Raw genomic sequence first — 16,468 nt, forward strand, 5'->3', positions numbered from 1 at the left:
GAGGTGTGCGCGATGGCATCCGTGGTGGGAGAGGTAACTCAAAAATACCCTAAAAAAGTGATATTGAAAAGCCCGTGGGGGACGTCTCGATTTTTAGAGACCCCAAACGGTGAACTACTCCCGAGGATCTGTTAATGCACGAATACTCAATCGTACAAGCGCTGTTAACCCAGTGCGAGGATATAGCCCGTGAGAACGAAGCCGAATCGGTCTCGAAAATCGTCGTAAAGATCGGGAAAATGTCAGGAGTTGAGCCGCACTTGCTCGAAATTGCATTTAATACGTTCAAAGAGAAGACGGTGTGTGACGGAGCAGATTTTGTGATGAACGTTCAGCCGCTCGTGATCGAGTGTAAAGGGTGCGGTGTACAAACGACTTTGGAAAAGATTTATTATAAATGCCCTGCATGCGAGAGTTTAGACGTCCGAGTGATAGACGGTGAAGATATGTTTTTAATGTCATTAGAGATGGAGTAGGGTATGCAAGAGTATTGGGAATTATATATGAAAACCATCGACGGCGCTATTGCCTCGGTGCTCTTTAATGCGGGGATTTCGGCAGAGTTGCCGAGTGAAGACAAGTTCTATGTCGGATTTATCAAGCTCACCATGAAAGCACCGAATGATCGGGGACTTATCTCGGAAGATGAAGAGGCACAACTCTCGTTTATCGAAGACAAAATCGAGATGGAGGCATTGCGCTACCGTATCGGCACGTATGTGGGCAAGATCGTCTCCAAGGGCGAGATGACCTTTATCTACTACCTCAAACACGAATTCGAATGGCCCGATGTCGTCAAAGCGGCAATGGGGGCATTTCCTGATTATGAATACACCAGCGGTTCAAAAATGGACGGGGATTGGGAGGTGTATCACAAGCTCCTTTTCCCGACCCCGATCGAATGGCAGATTATTCAAAACCACAAAGTGTGCGATCATCTAAAATCGCAAGGCGATTCGCTCCATCTACCTCGTGCGATTGAGCACAAAGCCTATTTTGAAACGGCGGAAAAACGCTCCGAATTTGTGAGTGCAATCGAAGCGGAAGGGTTTAAGGTGAAAGAGTTGATCGATGCCGCTGTAAACACTCCGATGGTGGGGATTAGCTTTTATCGTCAAGATAGAGTGTTTTACTACGATATTGACACGTTGAGCCTCCATTTGATCAATCTTTCCATCCAATTTAACGGCGCGTATGACGGCTGGGAAACGAGCGTTGTTAAAATTTAGTAATTTTACACTGAAAGATCATTCACTTTTAAGAAACTTTAATCTATTCACGGCGATAATGTGTATAAGAACGTCTCACATTAATATCAAAAGGGGTAAATAATGAATACGGAAGAATTAGTGAAAAAGATCAAAGAGCACGAAGGCTTATCACGTCGTGACGCTTTAAAAATGATGGCACTCTCGCCGATAGCGGCATCCGTGTTAGCTGGAACTGCGGCTCCTGCAACGGCGCAAGCAGCATCCTCCAATGCGGTCGGTAAAATCGTGATCGTGGGGGGAGGCTCGGGTGCGCTGATGGTGCTTGCGCGCTTGCGTCGCGCTCTTACTAATCCCGATATTACGATTATTGCCCCAAATGAAAAACATGTTTACCAACCGGGACAAATTTTTGTCGCGGCAGGCGAATACGATCCGGAAGATATTATCTTCGATAACACCGGTTATATCGGGGACGATGTAACATGGATCAAAGACGAAGCGGCTACGTTTGATCCCGATAATAACAAGATCACCACGAAAAAAGGGACGGTTGTCGGGTATGACTATCTTGTTGTCGCGACAGGGGTTCAGTACCACTATGAGCAAATCGAAGGACTCACTGCGGATATGCTCGGACAAAACGGTATCGCCAGTGTCTATCAGAGTGACCTCGCCGCAGGTACGGCTGAGGGGGGAACGATAACGCACGAATGGTTCAAAGCACTCAAAGAAGCGGCAAAAACCTCTAAACCGCGTGTCATCTGTACCCAACCATCCACTCCGCTCAAATGCGGCGGCGCTCCGCAAAAAATTCTCTATCTTGCGGATGATTTCCTCAAGCGGGATAAACTAACCGCCGATTTCACCTTTGCAACGGCGGGTGAAAAACTGTTTGCTCTCCCTGAGATTGAAGCGGCATTAGACAAAGTCCAAAAAGGGTACGGCAATATCACCAATAAATTCGGACATGAACTGATCCGTATCGATGCAGAGAAAAAAATAGCGACTTTCCATCACACCTATCAAGTCAAAGGGGAATTTGATAAAGATCTGGGTGAATACGACATGATCGATAAAGAAGAAGATGTTGATGTAGCATACGACTTTATCCATATTTCCCCTCCGACGGCTGCGGTCGATGCGGTGGCTAACTCGATGCTCGGATGGCAAAAAGGGACGGCTAAAGGGTGGCTTGAAGTGGATCGTGAGACGCTTCAACACCGTCGTTATAAAAACGTCTTCGGGATCGGGGATGTATGCGGTATCCCGATCGGTAAAACGGGGGGAAGCGCACGCCATCAAGGACCTATTGTCGTGGGGAACTTGATTTCAGTGATGGAGAAAAAAGAGCCTGCATTGAAATTTGACGGTTACACCGTTTGTCCACTCAAAGTCTCTTATGGGAAAATCATTATGGCTGAGTTTAACTATGACGGTTTAGCTCCGTCATTTCCGCTCGATCCGGCGCAACCTAGATGGGTTTGGTGGGCGTTCGATTTGTACATGTTACAACCGATGTATCGCTATTTGATGTTAAATGGGTTAATGTAAATTATTTTTTGTTACTATAATACACGTTTGTCTATTTTATAATAAAATATTATTAATTTTTACACTATTTTCACGCTTTGGCACACCAATTGCATTACTATCCATAGATAGAAAAATATTAGCAAGGGCGTGATCAAATGGGCAGTGAATATGTGTTGAAGGATACCGATTTTTTGGTATCCCAAACGGATGAAAAGGGGATTATCCTTTTTGCCAATGAAGATTTTTGTAAAATCGCCGGTTATACGTTAGAAGAACTTGTAGGACAGCCGCATAATATCGTTAGACATCGCGATATGCCGCGTGCCGCTTTCAAAGATTTGTGGGATACCGTCAAAAGTGGCAAAATTTGGACGGGTTATGTCAAAAATGCTACCAAAGATGGAGGATTTTACTGGGTATATGCCACGGTCTACCCCAATGTCGGGTGTGACAGTAATGGAAAATGTGGTTATTTGTCGTGTCGTCGTAAACCCTCTTCAGATGAAATTACTGAAGCAGAACGTCTTTATAAGACGATGAGTTAAGGACGTGAAGATGAATAATTCAGCAAAAATAGCGATATTGATCGTTTTGGCAGTAATCGGAGTTTTAATCGGAGCTATTACCCAAAGTGTGGGTGCTCTAATCGGTGTTGTCGTAGTTATGGCATTAGCGTCAATGGGGCTAATGTTAAGTCCCAATAATGCACAAGATCATCTCCTAGCACATTTGGATAATTTCCTTCAATTTATGCAGTTTAAACGTAACCGCCTTCCAAAGCTCGAAGCAGAATCCGGAAGTATCGCAGACAAAATCAATATCTTGGTAAATGCGCATGAAGAGATGCTCCTCGCCGATACCTTGGTAGCGGGTGAAATGGTGCTTTTAGCGGATAAAGTACGACAAGGTCACTATATGTGCCGTGTTATAAGTGATAGCAAAACCCCGCACGTTCATTTACTCCGTAAAACGATGAATACGATGCTCGATGCGACCGAAAAAAATATCGATACCGCTATGAAAGTCCTCGAAGCGTTGAGCGAGGGGAAATTTACTGCGCGAGCTGAGGTTCATGTAGAGGGAAAAATGGGGCAGATGTTGATGAAAATCAATGATTTGGGAACCGCATTGGAATCGATGGAGTATCAAAACAATGAAGCTAAAGCGGTTTTGGATAACAATACCAAACTCCTTAAAGCGACGATTGAAGATCTCAGGTCTACCAAATTTGTTGAACTCAACGGAATGATTAACTCTACCGTGGAGCGTATCCAAAGCGTTGCAGGAAAAGAGCATGAACTCTCCGGTAATCTCCAATCGCTCGTCGGTAATGCCCAAGAGACCAAAGCGATTTTGGTTACTATCGGAGATATTGCCGATCAGACCAATCTTCTAGCACTAAATGCCGCTATCGAAGCGGCGCGTGCGGGTGAACATGGTCGTGGATTTGCGGTTGTTGCCGATGAGGTTCGAAAGCTGGCAGAGCGAACTCAAAAATCTTTAGCTGAAATCTCCGCAACGATCAATGTATTGATCCAAGCGATCAATGATAACAGTGAATCACTCAACAAAAACATGGATGAGATGGTAGATTTAACGCACTATGTCGGAACGGTAGATCAAAAAATGGATGAATTACTCGTCTCTATGGACGCGATGAGTTGATTTAATCGGGAGTAATCCCGAATGATTTGAGGAGAATGGTTGCACCGTTTAGATCGCCGCTCTCGATTTTGAGGGTAGCGGCATAAATTCTTCCCAATACACCCCTATGGGTGAGCAAGGCATCTTCAATTTCTTCTGAGGGGTGAAGCGTCTGAAACAGTGCTTCCATCGGAATATTCAGCAAACCTTCTAGTAATGAAAGCATCGCAATCAAATGGATATTTTCGAGTTGTTTATCGGTACAATCGGGAGTGATTTTGTACATCAAAGAGAGCATCGTATTGACTCTGTTTTGGGCGAAAACGGCATGGGAATTTTTTTCATCGATCGCTTTGGTTCCCGATTTGGAGTAAATGAGGAGCAATAGCCATTGCATTAGGGCATTTTTCCCAAACCGCTCGATCATCTCCCGAACGGAGTTTATCCCATCGATATATTCGGGGTGGACGGAACGGAGAAATTGGAACAGTTGAAGGGTGAGGATGCTTTGTTCTTTAAAGGCATCGCATATATCTTCCATCGTAGCGTCTTGTTGGAGGAGAGAGAAAATACTCATAACATCCATGTATTGAGGATCGATTCGCCGTCTTGTTATGAGGTGGGCATGGGCAAAATAAAACCCTTGGAAATATTCGAATCCGAGTGCTTCATACGCCTCTTCCATCTCATAAAACTCTACTTTTTGGGCGATGAGTTTCATTTGTCCGTAGGGATTAGGCAAATAATTGAACTGCTCAATGTCGGTTTGGTTTACGTCAAATTTAGCAAACTCAATAAACGGAAACAAGGGTGCGAAGGTATCAAAATACTCCGGATGAAACGAAGCGTTATCGAGAGCAAATCGGTATCCCAGCGAATGGTAATAGCGGATCGCATCATAGATTCGGGGATTGGGTTTCATAGACGCGGAGAGTTCAAAGACAAATTTTTCTTTAGGGAGGGTACGGAGAATATCGGTTAGCAGTAGCGGTCCGTCGGTATTGATGAAAGCACTTATCTCTCCGAATGAAGACTCTGAACCGATTTGATTGAGGAGATTGACCAGTACGGAGGCGGTAGCATGTCGCGGGTCATCGATAACACATTCACCAAACATATTTCGATAAAAAAATTCATACCCGATAATAGTGTCATTACGGTCTAAAATAGGTTGGCGCGCAAGATGAAGATTATTGTGCATCAATGTTACTTTATATTTTAATATCTTAAGTGTAGCGTAATTTGAGTATAGTTTCAAAATAAATTACGCTATCGCCTTGTTATAGGGTTTTGCGGAGGGTTCTTTTTTCTTCTGTGTCATTTTTGAGACAAAATAGGTCAAAACCACCCTCAAAAAATACGGTATTTGACTTAATCGCCGACGAATAATATTGGAGTGTTATATTCGGCGATGTATGTCCTAGTATACCTGCTAACTCATTAATACTCAATAATCCGTCATTCAATGCCGTAGTCGCGAAAGTATGCCGTGTAGCATACAATTTACGTTTAGGTATCTCACAACGCTCTAAGAGCTTATTCCATCGATAATACAATGAGTTTGTATCTTGCAGGTTAAACACCCACAAAGAGTTAGCTTTTAATTTGTTCACGCTCTCCATGATAAACGACGGATACGGAACCTCTCGGACTCCTTTCGGGGTCTTTGTCGGTCGGATTGAGTTTCGGGTTCTTGCTCTCTTGATGCTGATGTGGGTTGAGCCTATGTCTCCCCACTGTAACCCTAGTACCTCTTCGGGTCGCATCCCGGTATGAAATGCAATCAATAGGTACGGGTTTAAATCACCTTCGGCATTATCGAGCAACTTCTTAACCTCTTGTTTGGAGAAGTATTGAATGTCGCTTTTAGCCTCTCTCGGAAGCCGTATCGCATGAGCAGGACTTGTTTGAATCACACCATCATCGATAGCACAATTAAACGTACCGACTATCGCACCCAAATAGATAGCCTTTGAGCGTGAGAGTATCGGCAAATCTAAGAGGTAGTTTTTAATATCAAGCCGTGTGATCGTGTCAATATCTCGACTTCCAAAGTGCGCCTCAACCTTTCTACGGTGGGGGAGAGCTTGAAAGTATGATCTATTGCGGTTGACTGATTTAAGATACATTTCGAAGTAGTGGCTAAATGTCTTTGGCTTCTTCTTGAATATCTCACCTGTGGCAATAATAGTCATGAGTTTAGGTATAATTGTGCGTTCAACTATTACACGATTCTCTTTAGTATCATCGAGTTTCGTGGACTTCCTTTTGCGCTCTCCATTAACCATGTAATCAATGTATAACTTGCCGTTTCGCTCGTATAGCTTCGCCATACCTTTGTCCTTTCGGACAGAAACACCATGAAGCGACATTGTAGCACTCCTTAAATGAGTAATCTGTTTAAAATATCTTGGAAGTTTTCGGGTTGTGATTTTGCGGTGAGGGCTTCGTGGATTTTTTCAACGTCAAAGCGTACTGTTTTTCGCTCACCCTCGTGCAGTATGATGAAGTGTTCATTCGGTTGCATTTCGATCTCTTTGAGCCGTTTTTTCATGGTGTCGGTGTGGAGATCATAATGACGGGCTAGGTGGGGGAGGGATAGGTATTTAGGTTGCTGTTTCACTCATCGCCTCCTCAATCTTTTCTTTTTTTAGGATTTCATCAACCTTATCTCTATCCATCCATACAACGATACCAAGCTGAACCATCCCTTTATGATTAAAGCTTGCATCAGTTCCAAAAGTAACTTTGTTATGCCCTTTTGCACTTTTTGCCTCGATAAAGCAACTATCAATTGATTGGAATTTTACGTTTTCATCACCATATTGCGCTATTAGATTACTTAATTTCATAGTTTCTCCTCATACTTCTTACAATCTTTAGACGTACCGGAAATCATTACGCTCAGTGGCATACATTTACAGACTATCAAATTTTCATTACTTTCTTCTGGATAAAAGTTAGCGCAACTTTTGCACTTTTCAAATTTATCTTTAGCCATTGATCGCCTCCTCTTCAAATCTTAGGTATAACTTTTGTTCTAAAATATCTTTTAGATTTAGCTTATTTTCAAATCGTATTTCATCATTGATTTTTGCGAATGGCTCACATTTTAATGCGAGGATGCATGGGTCAATTCTCCAATAATCATTATCTTCATCACGACAGTGAGCATCATACTCGTATCGGAACTCTATAAAAGAACCTTTTTCAATATATTTTTCACGATATGCCCTATGATCTGCATCTTCATAGTTACCCATCATTATTTGTCGATCTTTTATATAATATGGGTTATTCAATGAAGCTCTAAACCCTGTCAATACTTCATAAATAATACCGTGGCTTTGTAACCCATGATTATTTTTAGCTGCTATTATTGTTTTTTCAATAAGGTCATTTTTGTCCATGATACGCCTCCTATTTACTGATCTGTTCAAAATAAAATACTATTTCGATATTGGTTTCTTGAATCATCCCGTATCGCTTTGCAGTGCGATATGCGCATTGGCGTTCAAGCTGTCTCAATCTATCGGATACTGTTTCACGGAACATTTCAACTGATTGTGAGCTTTTTAGGATATTGCACTCTGGACAAGATGCTATCATATTCCCAATATGGTCATTTTGTGGTCTATTCATATCTCCAGTTTGAACAAATTTTCCATTTATCCACGTTGATTTACGTAGAACTGGCTCCATATGATCTGCGTGCCACTTGATACCGTCTATGGGTGTCCCACAATATCCGCATCTTCCGTTTGTTTTGGACAAGAGCAATGCTCGGTCGTTTTTATTCATGACTGCTCTCCATACTTTTTATCAAACTCATTTCGCTTATCAATGCACTCTTGTAGCCACTCGATTTTTAGGTCTTTTTCTCTCATCCGATCTTCGTGTTCATCGCAGAGCTGATCGATCACTTCGTCAACCGAATGGAGGCTTTTGATGTGTTGTGCGTTTACGACTACTCGACTGCGTATAGTAGCTTTGGCTTGTTCGCGGTTCATTGCTTTGCCCCTGAGTAGTATTCGAGTGCTTCCGTAAAAGCTTCACACTCTCAATAATCTTGGATATTACGCTGTATATCAGACGTATTCATCCAAAACAACCCTACACTTTCCCCATCTTCAAAAACTTGAATTTGTGCAGCAGGAGCACCACGTTCTATGCGTACAGGATTAAATCTACAAAATTTGAATGTTACGATTACTTCGTTCATCCCGCTCTCCTCATTTCATTTAAAATTCTCTGCGCTTCCAAAGCATCGAAGTAATGCTCAGGTTTTATAAAATCACTTGGGTTGATTTCTTCCGCGCCTTGCAGTTTTGGACGTTCTCGGATCGTCTCGCTTTGATCTGTTCCGTTGTCCACCCTTTGCGGGAGATGCGAGGCGCATACTTCTTTTTTGGCTTGATCGTTTTACCGACGTTGGCAATATGATTTTCCAAAGTAGCACTCATCGGTCGGTTTCTGTTTTTAGGGGTAATGATGAGCGGTTCGCGGTAGGGCTCATTTTTGGGTGCGTATTCTCTCCGCCATATCTCTTCGGGGAGCGGTTCGGTTCCGAGGCGTTTCATCTCTTCGCAGTAGGCTTCGTATGTTGGCCACATTAGGGAGCCTTTCTATGATCGATACATCCAAATGTGTACATATCTATGTTTTTTTCAAAGTCAAGTTCATCTATTAACACTTGAAATAAATTGCAAGTATCTTTGCAATCACATTTATCACATGTCTTTGGCTCTTTTAGCTTTGCATTTTCATATTCGAGTTCTTTGATACGATTACGGAGGCTTTCGATTGTTGATCCGGCTTTTTGTAATGCCGCTTTTGATGCTTCTAGCATTGTGATTCCTTTATTCGCAAATTCCAAATTGGTTAATGCAACCAAGTTCTAACCCGAGTCCATTGTATTTATTCGATCGGTGTTTATTACCAAGAGAAACAAGCTTCCCTCCCTTATGTAAGAAAACTGTATAACGCCCCGATTTAGCTGATACTGTTTTTTCAAGTTCTGTTACTCGATCAACCGTTTTTTGGTCAAGCATTCCAATCTCATTAGTGTTTGCTTGAATACATGGAAAGCATCCAACGCGAGAAAACCCCATACTGTAAAGCGGATTATTTTTGAAGCCTGCTTTTTGAATAGCAGTAAATACATCAAGCGCGTTCCAGTACACCACTGGTTGAAAAGTAGTAACAGTGTTGTCCCGATTAAAAAACTTTGATTTTGCCTTTTTGCTACTTTTATTTGATGGTAGTTTTCCTAAAAATGTTGTTTTCCACATATTTTCAGGTTCTCGTTTTTTTGATTCATCTTTACGAACCCCGACCACATTAATTACGCGATACCCTTTTGCTTTCCATTGTGAAATAAATTTAATAGATGGAAACACCTTTAACTCTTCAGTGCAGAACCGTTTGAGCCTATTTGGTATCATCTTTTTCTTAATACACATATCTTCAAACCCGTCATACTTGTCAGATTTAAGACGGACGATACAACCAATCTTTGATTCAAGATAATTAATGTATTCATATGTAAGTTCATGTTCCCAACCAGTATCACAAAAATAAGGGATGATCTTATAACGGCTTCCATATCTCGCTTTAGCTTCAATATATGATGCTGTTGAATCTTTCCCACCACTCATAGATACTAAAACTATTGTTTTCAATGTATGTCCTTTTGATTGTCTCACAGTGAACCCGTCGGCGTGCGGAATGATTGGACGGGTTTAGTGTGGGGCAGGGTGGTGGTTTAGGTGTATTATTTTAGTGGGTTGTTATGCGGGGAGATCCCGCATTATTTGCTTAAGATACTCCATGCCAACGGTACCATTCGGCTAACTTGTCCGTTTCCAATGGCTTTAAGTCGGTGTGACCGATAGGCCACCCCATTAGCCACTCGACCCAATTCGGGTTCAGTTGGCCACTCTCTGATGAGACACACATCGATAACCCCACTTGCTTCCCGATCTCTATCCGTCTCTTCACTACCGGACTCGATAGATTTCCGCGGTTCCGATTGTCCGATGCATTTGGTGTCGGAAAAAGTTGAACTGCTGTTTGGAGATTTACTCCTCCGCTTCTGCCCTGGTGACCGGCTCCTCGAAACATATTCGCTGTTGGAGTAGGCCATCGGTTCATTAGATCGGGATTCGCAAGAGAAAAATTCGTTACTCCCAATGCTTTCCATTTTGCAGACGTTCGTTTGGTTTTGTAATCCGTGGCTTGCGGAGTAGGAAAGTTCATCACCTGCCAGACGATCCCGTTTCGTTTGTCCGCCGATACTTTCCCTCGCTTCTCTGCATCGTTGGCTTTGGGAGTGTAGAAAAACTCTTGGGTCGATCGATCCTCGTTTGATTCGATTTCGTCGAATAGACTTTCGGATGGCTTTGTGTATTGGGTGTTCAGCGCATTGGCGTGTCGCGACGATCCATATCCGGTCACGCTTGTGTGGAGCGTCGGCATTGTGCGCTCCGATAACTCCCCATTTACAGTCATACCCCAACGCGGTAAGGTCTCCAATAACTCGATCTCCTCCCCTAGAAGTGAGAAGCGGCGAATTTTCCACGAGGACGCGTGGGGGTCGTACTTCGCCGATGATCCGCGCCATTTCTCTCCAAAGCCCCGACCGTGCTCCGTCCAGTCCGCATCCGCTTCCGGCACTGCTGATGTCTTGACACGGAAACCCGCCAGATATGACATCAACAATTCCTCGCCACGGGTAGCCGTCAAAACTTGACACGTCAGACCATATCGGGAAAGGTTCGAAGGTTCCGTCATTTTGTCGTTGTGCCAAAACTTGTGCGGCGTAGGCATCACGCTCAACGGCGCACACGGTTCGCCATCCGAGAAGTTTTCCGCCGAGTATTCCGCCACCAGCGCCTGCGAAAAGAGCCAACTCATTCACGTGTCCTCCTATTGGGTAGAGCTTTTCATAAACGATTTAAAAACGGGTTATCTTCTCGAATTTGTTCAAGAGCATTCGGGTCAATAGTAGCGATGAATTTTTCTTGATTCCATCTTCGGCAAATTTCTTCACCGAGAAACTTAGCGCTCTCGAAAGTTGCATCCGCATCGATGGCAAGATTTGATTCATAAAGTTTGATTCTCGCAAAACCTAAATTCATCCCACCGATACAATCACTTTTAAAACAAAGCTCAACAGATCCATATCGTTCGTTAGAGAGACATAACAATTCTAAATCTTCTACGGTATCAGCGTCAGATGTAGTGATCCCATCGATTCGTAATGTCAGTTGCATTTTGTACCCCTCATCATCTCTTCAATCTCCCGCTTCGCACGTTCAAGCGAAGAAACATTTTGCGATTTGTGAATGTGTTGCAAAACTCTCATATAGGTACTCATAGTATTTCCACCTTTTTAATGTCAAAGTCCTGACCCTCTCGGATCGAGATTAAACTGATCACGTAGCTGAGTTGGGCGTTATGTCCTAGAAACTCACGCTTATAAAATCCGTAATAAACACCGCTATTCACTCCCTGAGTAATGGCGTAGTCTTTGCCGTATCGGGCGACTATTTTAGGGACTTGTTTTTGTAGTTTAGTTTGTCTCATATTCGTCCTTTTGAGTATTTTGCATCGGGTGCGTTTTCTCCGTATTTCCGCTTTTTATGGGTAATAAATCCGATGGCGACGAACAAAGCTATAACGCAAATAATGCCTATAATTTGATCTTCCATGATTGGCTCCTAATTTGCGGTTTTATTCAGGTTGAATTTTGATAACGAAATAATCATTCTGACCGTCTTTAGTCTGCGATATTTCGACATTCTGATAGCATTCGGTTTTTCAGTTCCGTCAAACATCTCATGCCGCCTTATAAATAATCGTATTTTTCGCACCAATCGAGGAGTTTCTCAAAATTGGTCTCAATGATGTGCCAAGCAATAAACATTGCTTCTCCTTTTCAATTTCTTCGAGGATTCGCACCGCTTCACCGATGCTGATGGATCTGTATTTCATTCAACCTCCTCTATGGTGATTTTGTACTTTTTATTTGGGGTTACTTTTAAAACACTTTGGATATAAGATGCGGTGTATATTGGAACTGTTTCACCTATTAGTTCAGGGAATATAATATGCTGTTTTTTCCCGCGGGAAATTTTCTCCGCTTTCGGTTTTGCCGCTTCCTTGAACTCATCGCGCTTGATCTCTCCCGCGTTGTACTTCTGATAGATTTCACGCTGTTTTTGGGGATCTTCCACTCGGCTGAGTTCTTGCATCACAGATAGGCTGATACCGCTTTTATTTTGCTCAATATCATGTTTTATCTCAGGAGAGAGTTTCATACACGCAAACGATTTTGATATATACGAAAGAGGCTTTTTGATAGCTCCCGCTAACTCTTGCTTCTGTTTGTACTTTCCTGACTCCCACAGCCGAACAACCGCCATCGCTATCTCATAGTCGCTCAGGTCTTCACGTTGGATATTCTCGATAAGAGCCAACTCCTCGACGGTGTGATCTTCGCGCTCTAAAATGTTGACTTTGATTGTGATCGATTCATTGATCTGATGCGCTCGGTATCGTCGCTCTCCGGCAATGATCATATACCCATCAGGTCTTCGCACCACGCTGATCGGTTGTAAAAGTCCGTGTGTCTTAATAGCCTCTGCAAGTTCTGCGAGTGCTACGGGGTCAAAATGTTTGCGGGGTTGGTTGGGGTTGGCATATACCTGTGATAGTTCGAGCTCTACGCTTCCGTTGTTGATACTGTTCGTGTTTGGTTTTGATTTGGTTACTGCATCATTAATAGCATTTATTTTCATTTTAGTAACTCAGGTTTCTCGTAAATGTTTCCGATTACTTCATAATAATGTTGCACACTACTTGAAATATTCCACCCACCATCTTCAAAATCCCATTTAACTTCATATTCTAAAAAGATACCGCCCTTTAAAATATCCCCCTCATAAATCTCAACACCGTTTTTGTCTTTAAGTCCAGTGTATTGCGATGCTTCCCACTCTTTTACATATCCATTACCGCCATATATTCCTTTTAATCCAAGATGAGACAACACTATCTGATTGCGTTGTAGATTAATCCATCTCGTATGAGTTTTATCCCACACTCTAAACTTAATCTCTCTATTTTCCAATGAGTTCATCTCTAAGCTCCTCTATCTCTTTTCGCGCCGTTACATTTCCGATACTGCTAAAAACGCTCTCACCGTCTCCCATAGTGCTGTAATAGATTTTACGGGAGCGGATAGCACTTTTCAGTATGGTGAACCTTTCACCCGGTACATTCTCTTTGAATTTATCAAGGTTGCGGGTAGAAGCGTGGATATTATTGAACAGTATGTGAAACTTCGTATCGACAGTATCTAGTTCGGATAGGATCGCATCGAATGTGCGGAACCCTAAAACCTCAGTGACTTTATCGGGAGCGATCGGGATCACTACGTGATCGCTGTGACGTATCGCCGCACGGTTCAGATCGCTATCGAACCCGCCGATGTCCATGATAAGAGTCACATCATGCGTGGTACGGCTGATAAGCTCGTACAGTTCAGCAACAGTTCTCGGTTGGTGTACGGTGAAAGGTTTCCCCGCTATCATGTTTATATAATGAAGCGTTTGGTTAAAGTCGATGTCTACGATCTCAACTTTACCGATCATTTTCATTGCATGAGCGATATGCCACGCGACGGTTGATTTTCCGACACCGCCTTTGGTGTGTGCGAAAGTGAGTATCATTGTGTTACCTCTGGTGTATGCAAATCACAACAAAATTCATTTGGAACAATGCTTGTTGGTTCTCCATCTTCATCAATTAAATAAAGACATGGGCATTGGCTATACGACTCATCAATTATTGTTGAGTGATAGCAGTTCTTACATTGTTTAGGTGTTTGCAGTGCTTCAAGTTCTGCAATTGCTTCATTTAACTCCCTAATATCATCTTCAAATTCATTCCAATCCCCTGATTGGAGTAGCTCCAATTGGTTTTTTTGTTTTTTCAAAATCTCTATCGCTTTTGACTGTTCCATTGTTTTGCCTTTTTGGTTGGATTTTCCCGCGGGAAATTTCGGAAGCTCTCTACGTGACCCAGCGAACCGCAAAGGGAACCTGTGCCTCGTAGAAAGCTTTTGGGGATGTCTCCGACATTGATGTCGGGGACATGGTTAAAGTTTGTATGGGCTAGTGATAAGCCGCTCTTCGACATATACGGGAGTAAGCTGTTTATTGTTTGGGTTCAAACACATAACATAAGACCCCTCCGCCGATTCAGGAGAATAAAGACCGTTTGGGTCAGCCATTGGGTATGCTACATTTCCATAACTACTATTATGAATTTGTTGCGGGTTAGTATATTGGGTGCTGTATGGGATCGGGTATCCGATTGAATCGCATAGCTGATGCATATTACCGTTCATATCGCGCATATAGGTATAGGTGCGAAGCCCTGCGTTATCTCGCATTTCCAAGATCATCTTCATGTTCTTTTTTTCAGTGAAGTTTATGATAGACGGCATACCCGTTGACTGCACGGCAATTTTTGTTTGCTCTGCTTGCTGTCGAGCTTGCAGTTGCTCACCTGACTCTTGTTGATCGCATCCGGCAAAAAACATCGCCAAAGTAAAAGCCATTAAAAACAGATAAATACGTTTCATTTGAAATCTCCTCCGCTCATCATAGAGCTATAAAACGGCTGTAAGTGCATAGGCACTTTTTCGCTCGGAAAGTTAGCAAACTGATGTTGCACCGTTGATCGGATCATTGCTTTCGTTGCATCATCACCGACCGTGTATTGAATCTGATACTTAGACAAATCACGAACTGAGCCGTCAACATACTGCTGTGACTCCATAAATGTCTTTTGATCGATTGATCTGCTCATTGGTTGAGCGAAATATTTAACTAAAAGTGCTGTACCTGTGACGGATACAATTACTCCTGCCATTATTCCGATCAATAAGCCGTACTGTTTAAACAATTCTTTCATTTGTTTTTCCTAAGCTCTATGTTGAAGTACACAAGGGACATCACTCTTTTGCTTTCGCAATACGCTGTGTACTTCATAAAAAGCTCTTCCCCCACCTTGCAATAAAATCCCATCTTTGTGGTTTGTCGACTATGGGGTGGGGAGTGAGTGAAGCTGTAAGATTGGTAAAGCCGTCAAATTTACGAAGGAGATCGTATGTGAGATTCGATGATGTTGGCTCTTACAGCTTCGAGTGGTTTTGAAACCCATCGCCTTGTCTCGATGGGCTTCATTTCCACGGTGAAACCCTTTGGTATAATGTTGTTGCAACACAAATCAACACAAAGGGCTTCATGATGGAAATTAATAATGAACAATTCGGGTTTATATTGGCGATGCTAAAGGATATGATGCAACGCATTTCTTTTGAATCAGCGAAAGCAACACTCGAAGCCGCAGGTCATAACCTGACAAATGATCAGCTTAATACGCTTGGGCAAACAATAGAGTCAAAATCTAACGATGTTTTTGATAAGGTGACTAAAGAGGCTGCCTTAATTGCTTATAGTAAAGCTGATTAGCTTTAGGAGCCAATAGAAGCGCTTTAGCAAGGCGCTTCCATGCTTTTTTGTTTTTTCGTTTCATGACCGCATCTCCTGAGTATTTTGTAAACCACCCCAAAAGATGATTTATTAAGCACTCATTGCCTCGTCCCTAACTTCGTACTATACGGGGACTATCGGATAGGATGGAGTGCCGTAGCCTCATACCTAGCCGCGCGCAGACGCTTTTAATCGCTGCTTGCCGAATTTCACCATCCGACTCCCTCAGGGGAAAATCCCCCGCTTCATACCGATCAGGAAAACTGCTTCGGTTTAGAAATGGTATTATTATTACACTTAAAGAATAATAAAAAATGGTATTATTTTTACACTTTGTTTTTGTATAATCATATTATGTTAGATTTTGGAGTTTGAAATGAAGATGTATTTAATACCAGTATTATTATTTTTTATTGGGTGTGGCAGTTCAAATAGTAATAATATGGATGATGAATTTACCCCTGTAGTTTTTGTAGAAAGTGATTTTTATTGGGACAAAGACACTCAACCATATAA

29 protein-coding genes and 1 pseudogene are annotated in these 16,468 nt (G+C 42.5%); 6 read left to right on the forward strand and 24 right to left on the reverse strand.

Annotated features, from left to right (window positions below; all coding sequences use genetic code 11):
- Nucleotides 1-134: 134 nt before the first annotated feature.
- The 5 genes from hypA to VFW36_RS01530 all read left to right on the forward strand — a co-directional run bounded on the left by hypA (nucleotide 135) and on the right by VFW36_RS01530 (nucleotide 4,409).
- Entirely contained in the window at nucleotides 135-476 is a 342-nt protein-coding gene (hypA, locus tag VFW36_RS01510; RefSeq protein WP_329657057.1) for a hydrogenase maturation nickel metallochaperone HypA, read from the forward strand.
- A 3-nt stretch (nucleotides 477-479) separates the two neighbouring features.
- Nucleotides 480-1,229 carry a DUF695 domain-containing protein gene (locus tag VFW36_RS01515; protein WP_329657058.1) on the forward strand — a complete coding sequence of 250 codons (750 nt, stop codon included), beginning with the start codon at nucleotides 480-482 and terminating at the stop codon, nucleotides 1,227-1,229.
- Between the two features lie 102 nt (nucleotides 1,230-1,331).
- Nucleotides 1,332-2,762, forward strand: a complete 1,431-nt coding sequence (locus tag VFW36_RS01520; RefSeq protein ID WP_329657059.1) for an NAD(P)/FAD-dependent oxidoreductase — start codon at nucleotides 1,332-1,334, stop codon at nucleotides 2,760-2,762.
- Nucleotides 2,763-2,899: 137 nt separating this feature from the next.
- Nucleotides 2,900-3,289, forward strand: a complete 390-nt coding sequence (locus VFW36_RS01525) for a PAS domain-containing protein (RefSeq protein ID WP_329657060.1) — start codon at nucleotides 2,900-2,902, stop codon at nucleotides 3,287-3,289.
- Nucleotides 3,290-3,299: 10 nt separating this feature from the next.
- Nucleotides 3,300-4,409 carry a methyl-accepting chemotaxis protein gene (locus VFW36_RS01530; RefSeq protein WP_329657061.1) on the forward strand — a complete coding sequence of 370 codons (1,110 nt, stop codon included), beginning with the start codon at nucleotides 3,300-3,302 and terminating at the stop codon, nucleotides 4,407-4,409.
- Between the two features lies 1 nt (nucleotide 4,410).
- Here the strand turns inward: VFW36_RS01530 and VFW36_RS01535 are convergent, their stop codons facing one another.
- From VFW36_RS01535 to VFW36_RS01645, 24 genes and pseudogenes are all read right to left on the reverse strand, one after another.
- On the reverse strand, nucleotides 4,411-5,589 hold the full coding sequence (locus VFW36_RS01535) for a hypothetical protein (RefSeq protein WP_329657062.1): 1,179 nt from the start codon (nucleotides 5,587-5,589) through the stop codon (nucleotides 4,411-4,413).
- Between the two features lie 79 nt (nucleotides 5,590-5,668).
- Nucleotides 5,669-6,583 (reverse strand): site-specific integrase, encoded by a 915-nt coding sequence (locus VFW36_RS01540; protein ID WP_329657063.1) that lies wholly within the window; start codon nucleotides 6,581-6,583, stop codon nucleotides 5,669-5,671.
- Nucleotides 6,584-6,610: 27 nt separating this feature from the next.
- Nucleotides 6,611-6,760: pseudogene (locus tag VFW36_RS12510) on the reverse strand (Arm DNA-binding domain-containing protein); the annotation flags it as partial.
- An 11-nt stretch (nucleotides 6,761-6,771) separates the two neighbouring features.
- On the reverse strand, nucleotides 6,772-7,011 hold the full coding sequence (locus VFW36_RS01545) for a hypothetical protein (RefSeq protein ID WP_329657064.1): 240 nt from the start codon (nucleotides 7,009-7,011) through the stop codon (nucleotides 6,772-6,774).
- Nucleotides 6,995-7,240, reverse strand: coding sequence for a hypothetical protein (locus tag VFW36_RS01550; protein ID WP_329657065.1), 246 nt, complete (start codon nucleotides 7,238-7,240; stop codon nucleotides 6,995-6,997). Before VFW36_RS01550 ends, VFW36_RS01545 begins: the two co-directional genes overlap by 17 nt.
- Entirely contained in the window at nucleotides 7,237-7,389 is a 153-nt protein-coding gene (locus VFW36_RS01555) for a hypothetical protein (RefSeq protein WP_329657066.1), read from the reverse strand. Before VFW36_RS01555 ends, VFW36_RS01550 begins: the two co-directional genes overlap by 4 nt.
- Complete coding sequence (locus VFW36_RS01560; RefSeq protein WP_329657067.1) at nucleotides 7,382-7,798, reverse strand: hypothetical protein; 417 nt, start codon at nucleotides 7,796-7,798, stop codon at nucleotides 7,382-7,384. The genes VFW36_RS01555 and VFW36_RS01560 overlap by 8 nt, the downstream gene beginning before the upstream one ends.
- 10 nt (nucleotides 7,799-7,808) lie before the next feature.
- Nucleotides 7,809-8,189 carry an HNH endonuclease signature motif containing protein gene (locus VFW36_RS01565; RefSeq protein WP_329657068.1) on the reverse strand — a complete coding sequence of 127 codons (381 nt, stop codon included), beginning with the start codon at nucleotides 8,187-8,189 and terminating at the stop codon, nucleotides 7,809-7,811.
- Nucleotides 8,186-8,398, reverse strand: a complete 213-nt coding sequence (locus VFW36_RS01570; RefSeq protein WP_329657069.1) for a hypothetical protein — start codon at nucleotides 8,396-8,398, stop codon at nucleotides 8,186-8,188. Before VFW36_RS01570 ends, VFW36_RS01565 begins: the two co-directional genes overlap by 4 nt.
- 50 nt (nucleotides 8,399-8,448) lie before the next feature.
- Nucleotides 8,449-8,610 (reverse strand): hypothetical protein, encoded by a 162-nt coding sequence (locus VFW36_RS01575; protein ID WP_329657070.1) that lies wholly within the window; start codon nucleotides 8,608-8,610, stop codon nucleotides 8,449-8,451.
- 64 nt (nucleotides 8,611-8,674) lie between these two features.
- Nucleotides 8,675-9,001: a hypothetical protein gene (locus tag VFW36_RS01580; protein WP_329657071.1), complete on the reverse strand. Its 327-nt coding sequence runs from the start codon at nucleotides 8,999-9,001 to the stop codon at nucleotides 8,675-8,677.
- Nucleotides 9,001-9,237, reverse strand: a complete 237-nt coding sequence (locus VFW36_RS01585) for a hypothetical protein (RefSeq protein ID WP_329657072.1) — start codon at nucleotides 9,235-9,237, stop codon at nucleotides 9,001-9,003. Before VFW36_RS01585 ends, VFW36_RS01580 begins: the two co-directional genes overlap by 1 nt.
- Before the next feature lie 10 nt (nucleotides 9,238-9,247).
- Entirely contained in the window at nucleotides 9,248-10,069 is an 822-nt protein-coding gene (locus tag VFW36_RS01590; RefSeq protein WP_329657073.1) for a phosphoadenosine phosphosulfate reductase family protein, read from the reverse strand.
- 128 nt (nucleotides 10,070-10,197) lie between these two features.
- Nucleotides 10,198-11,307 carry a DNA cytosine methyltransferase gene (locus tag VFW36_RS01595; RefSeq protein WP_329657074.1) on the reverse strand — a complete coding sequence of 370 codons (1,110 nt, stop codon included), beginning with the start codon at nucleotides 11,305-11,307 and terminating at the stop codon, nucleotides 10,198-10,200.
- Between the two features lie 25 nt (nucleotides 11,308-11,332).
- Nucleotides 11,333-11,662 carry a hypothetical protein gene (locus tag VFW36_RS01600; RefSeq protein WP_329657075.1) on the reverse strand — a complete coding sequence of 110 codons (330 nt, stop codon included), beginning with the start codon at nucleotides 11,660-11,662 and terminating at the stop codon, nucleotides 11,333-11,335.
- A gap of 100 nt (nucleotides 11,663-11,762) precedes the next feature.
- Nucleotides 11,763-11,975 carry a hypothetical protein gene (locus VFW36_RS01605; protein WP_329657076.1) on the reverse strand — a complete coding sequence of 71 codons (213 nt, stop codon included), beginning with the start codon at nucleotides 11,973-11,975 and terminating at the stop codon, nucleotides 11,763-11,765.
- Nucleotides 11,972-12,100, reverse strand: coding sequence for a hypothetical protein (locus tag VFW36_RS01610; protein ID WP_329657077.1), 129 nt, complete (start codon nucleotides 12,098-12,100; stop codon nucleotides 11,972-11,974). Before VFW36_RS01610 ends, VFW36_RS01605 begins: the two co-directional genes overlap by 4 nt.
- A gap of 127 nt (nucleotides 12,101-12,227) precedes the next feature.
- Nucleotides 12,228-12,383 (reverse strand): hypothetical protein, encoded by a 156-nt coding sequence (locus VFW36_RS01615; RefSeq protein WP_329657078.1) that lies wholly within the window; start codon nucleotides 12,381-12,383, stop codon nucleotides 12,228-12,230.
- Nucleotides 12,380-13,189, reverse strand: a complete 810-nt coding sequence (locus VFW36_RS01620; RefSeq protein ID WP_329657079.1) for a ParB/RepB/Spo0J family partition protein — start codon at nucleotides 13,187-13,189, stop codon at nucleotides 12,380-12,382. The genes VFW36_RS01615 and VFW36_RS01620 overlap by 4 nt, the downstream gene beginning before the upstream one ends.
- Entirely contained in the window at nucleotides 13,186-13,530 is a 345-nt protein-coding gene (locus VFW36_RS01625) for a YopX family protein (RefSeq protein ID WP_329657080.1), read from the reverse strand. Before VFW36_RS01625 ends, VFW36_RS01620 begins: the two co-directional genes overlap by 4 nt.
- Nucleotides 13,511-14,122, reverse strand: coding sequence for a ParA family protein (locus VFW36_RS01630; protein ID WP_329657081.1), 612 nt, complete (start codon nucleotides 14,120-14,122; stop codon nucleotides 13,511-13,513). Before VFW36_RS01630 ends, VFW36_RS01625 begins: the two co-directional genes overlap by 20 nt.
- On the reverse strand, nucleotides 14,119-14,415 hold the full coding sequence (locus VFW36_RS01635) for a hypothetical protein (RefSeq protein WP_329657082.1): 297 nt from the start codon (nucleotides 14,413-14,415) through the stop codon (nucleotides 14,119-14,121). Before VFW36_RS01635 ends, VFW36_RS01630 begins: the two co-directional genes overlap by 4 nt.
- A 135-nt stretch (nucleotides 14,416-14,550) precedes the next feature.
- Nucleotides 14,551-15,039 carry a hypothetical protein gene (locus VFW36_RS01640; protein WP_329657083.1) on the reverse strand — a complete coding sequence of 163 codons (489 nt, stop codon included), beginning with the start codon at nucleotides 15,037-15,039 and terminating at the stop codon, nucleotides 14,551-14,553.
- Nucleotides 15,036-15,371 carry a hypothetical protein gene (locus VFW36_RS01645; RefSeq protein WP_329657084.1) on the reverse strand — a complete coding sequence of 112 codons (336 nt, stop codon included), beginning with the start codon at nucleotides 15,369-15,371 and terminating at the stop codon, nucleotides 15,036-15,038. Before VFW36_RS01645 ends, VFW36_RS01640 begins: the two co-directional genes overlap by 4 nt.
- A 332-nt stretch (nucleotides 15,372-15,703) precedes the next feature.
- Here VFW36_RS01645 and VFW36_RS01650 point away from each other — a divergent pair, with 332 nt between their 5' ends.
- A complete protein-coding gene (locus tag VFW36_RS01650; protein ID WP_329657085.1) occupies nucleotides 15,704-15,931 on the forward strand; it encodes a hypothetical protein in 228 nt (75 codons plus the stop codon).
- Nucleotides 15,932-16,468: the final 537 nt, after the last annotated feature.

Origin of the sequence: Sulfuricurvum sp. (genome assembly GCF_036279695.1) — a bacterium.
Taxonomy (GTDB): Bacteria; Campylobacterota; Campylobacteria; order Campylobacterales; family Sulfurimonadaceae; genus Sulfuricurvum.

What these genes read in the sequence shown, in the direction of transcription:
- hypA (WP_329657057.1), top strand. Translation starts at nt 135, where the DNA reads ATGCACGAATACTCAATCGTACAAGCGCTGTTAACCCAGTGCGAGGAT.
- VFW36_RS01515 (WP_329657058.1), top strand. Translation starts at nt 480, where the DNA reads ATGCAAGAGTATTGGGAATTATATATGAAAACCATCGACGGCGCTATT.
- VFW36_RS01520 (WP_329657059.1), top strand. Translation starts at nt 1,332, where the DNA reads ATGAATACGGAAGAATTAGTGAAAAAGATCAAAGAGCACGAAGGCTTA.
- VFW36_RS01525 (WP_329657060.1), top strand. Translation starts at nt 2,900, where the DNA reads ATGGGCAGTGAATATGTGTTGAAGGATACCGATTTTTTGGTATCCCAA.
- VFW36_RS01530 (WP_329657061.1), top strand. Translation starts at nt 3,300, where the DNA reads ATGAATAATTCAGCAAAAATAGCGATATTGATCGTTTTGGCAGTAATC.
- VFW36_RS01535 (WP_329657062.1), bottom strand. Translation starts at nt 5,589, where the DNA reads ATGCACAATAATCTTCATCTTGCGCGCCAACCTATTTTAGACCGTAAT.
- VFW36_RS01540 (WP_329657063.1), bottom strand. Translation starts at nt 6,583, where the DNA reads ATGACTATTATTGCCACAGGTGAGATATTCAAGAAGAAGCCAAAGACA.
- VFW36_RS01550 (WP_329657065.1), bottom strand. Translation starts at nt 7,240, where the DNA reads ATGAAATTAAGTAATCTAATAGCGCAATATGGTGATGAAAACGTAAAA.
- VFW36_RS01555 (WP_329657066.1), bottom strand. Translation starts at nt 7,389, where the DNA reads ATGGCTAAAGATAAATTTGAAAAGTGCAAAAGTTGCGCTAACTTTTAT.
- VFW36_RS01560 (WP_329657067.1), bottom strand. Translation starts at nt 7,798, where the DNA reads ATGGACAAAAATGACCTTATTGAAAAAACAATAATAGCAGCTAAAAAT.
- VFW36_RS01565 (WP_329657068.1), bottom strand. Translation starts at nt 8,189, where the DNA reads ATGAATAAAAACGACCGAGCATTGCTCTTGTCCAAAACAAACGGAAGA.
- VFW36_RS01570 (WP_329657069.1), bottom strand. Translation starts at nt 8,398, where the DNA reads ATGAACCGCGAACAAGCCAAAGCTACTATACGCAGTCGAGTAGTCGTA.
- VFW36_RS01575 (WP_329657070.1), bottom strand. Translation starts at nt 8,610, where the DNA reads ATGAACGAAGTAATCGTAACATTCAAATTTTGTAGATTTAATCCTGTA.
- VFW36_RS01580 (WP_329657071.1), bottom strand. Translation starts at nt 9,001, where the DNA reads ATGTGGCCAACATACGAAGCCTACTGCGAAGAGATGAAACGCCTCGGA.
- VFW36_RS01585 (WP_329657072.1), bottom strand. Translation starts at nt 9,237, where the DNA reads ATGCTAGAAGCATCAAAAGCGGCATTACAAAAAGCCGGATCAACAATC.
- VFW36_RS01600 (WP_329657075.1), bottom strand. Translation starts at nt 11,662, where the DNA reads ATGCAACTGACATTACGAATCGATGGGATCACTACATCTGACGCTGAT.
- VFW36_RS01605 (WP_329657076.1), bottom strand. Translation starts at nt 11,975, where the DNA reads ATGAGACAAACTAAACTACAAAAACAAGTCCCTAAAATAGTCGCCCGA.
- VFW36_RS01610 (WP_329657077.1), bottom strand. Translation starts at nt 12,100, where the DNA reads ATGGAAGATCAAATTATAGGCATTATTTGCGTTATAGCTTTGTTCGTC.
- VFW36_RS01615 (WP_329657078.1), bottom strand. Translation starts at nt 12,383, where the DNA reads ATGAAATACAGATCCATCAGCATCGGTGAAGCGGTGCGAATCCTCGAA.
- VFW36_RS01620 (WP_329657079.1), bottom strand. Translation starts at nt 13,189, where the DNA reads ATGAAAATAAATGCTATTAATGATGCAGTAACCAAATCAAAACCAAAC.
- VFW36_RS01625 (WP_329657080.1), bottom strand. Translation starts at nt 13,530, where the DNA reads ATGAACTCATTGGAAAATAGAGAGATTAAGTTTAGAGTGTGGGATAAA.
- VFW36_RS01630 (WP_329657081.1), bottom strand. Translation starts at nt 14,122, where the DNA reads ATGATACTCACTTTCGCACACACCAAAGGCGGTGTCGGAAAATCAACC.
- VFW36_RS01635 (WP_329657082.1), bottom strand. Translation starts at nt 14,415, where the DNA reads ATGGAACAGTCAAAAGCGATAGAGATTTTGAAAAAACAAAAAAACCAA.
- VFW36_RS01640 (WP_329657083.1), bottom strand. Translation starts at nt 15,039, where the DNA reads ATGAAACGTATTTATCTGTTTTTAATGGCTTTTACTTTGGCGATGTTT.
- VFW36_RS01645 (WP_329657084.1), bottom strand. Translation starts at nt 15,371, where the DNA reads ATGAAAGAATTGTTTAAACAGTACGGCTTATTGATCGGAATAATGGCA.
- VFW36_RS01650 (WP_329657085.1), top strand. Translation starts at nt 15,704, where the DNA reads ATGATGGAAATTAATAATGAACAATTCGGGTTTATATTGGCGATGCTA.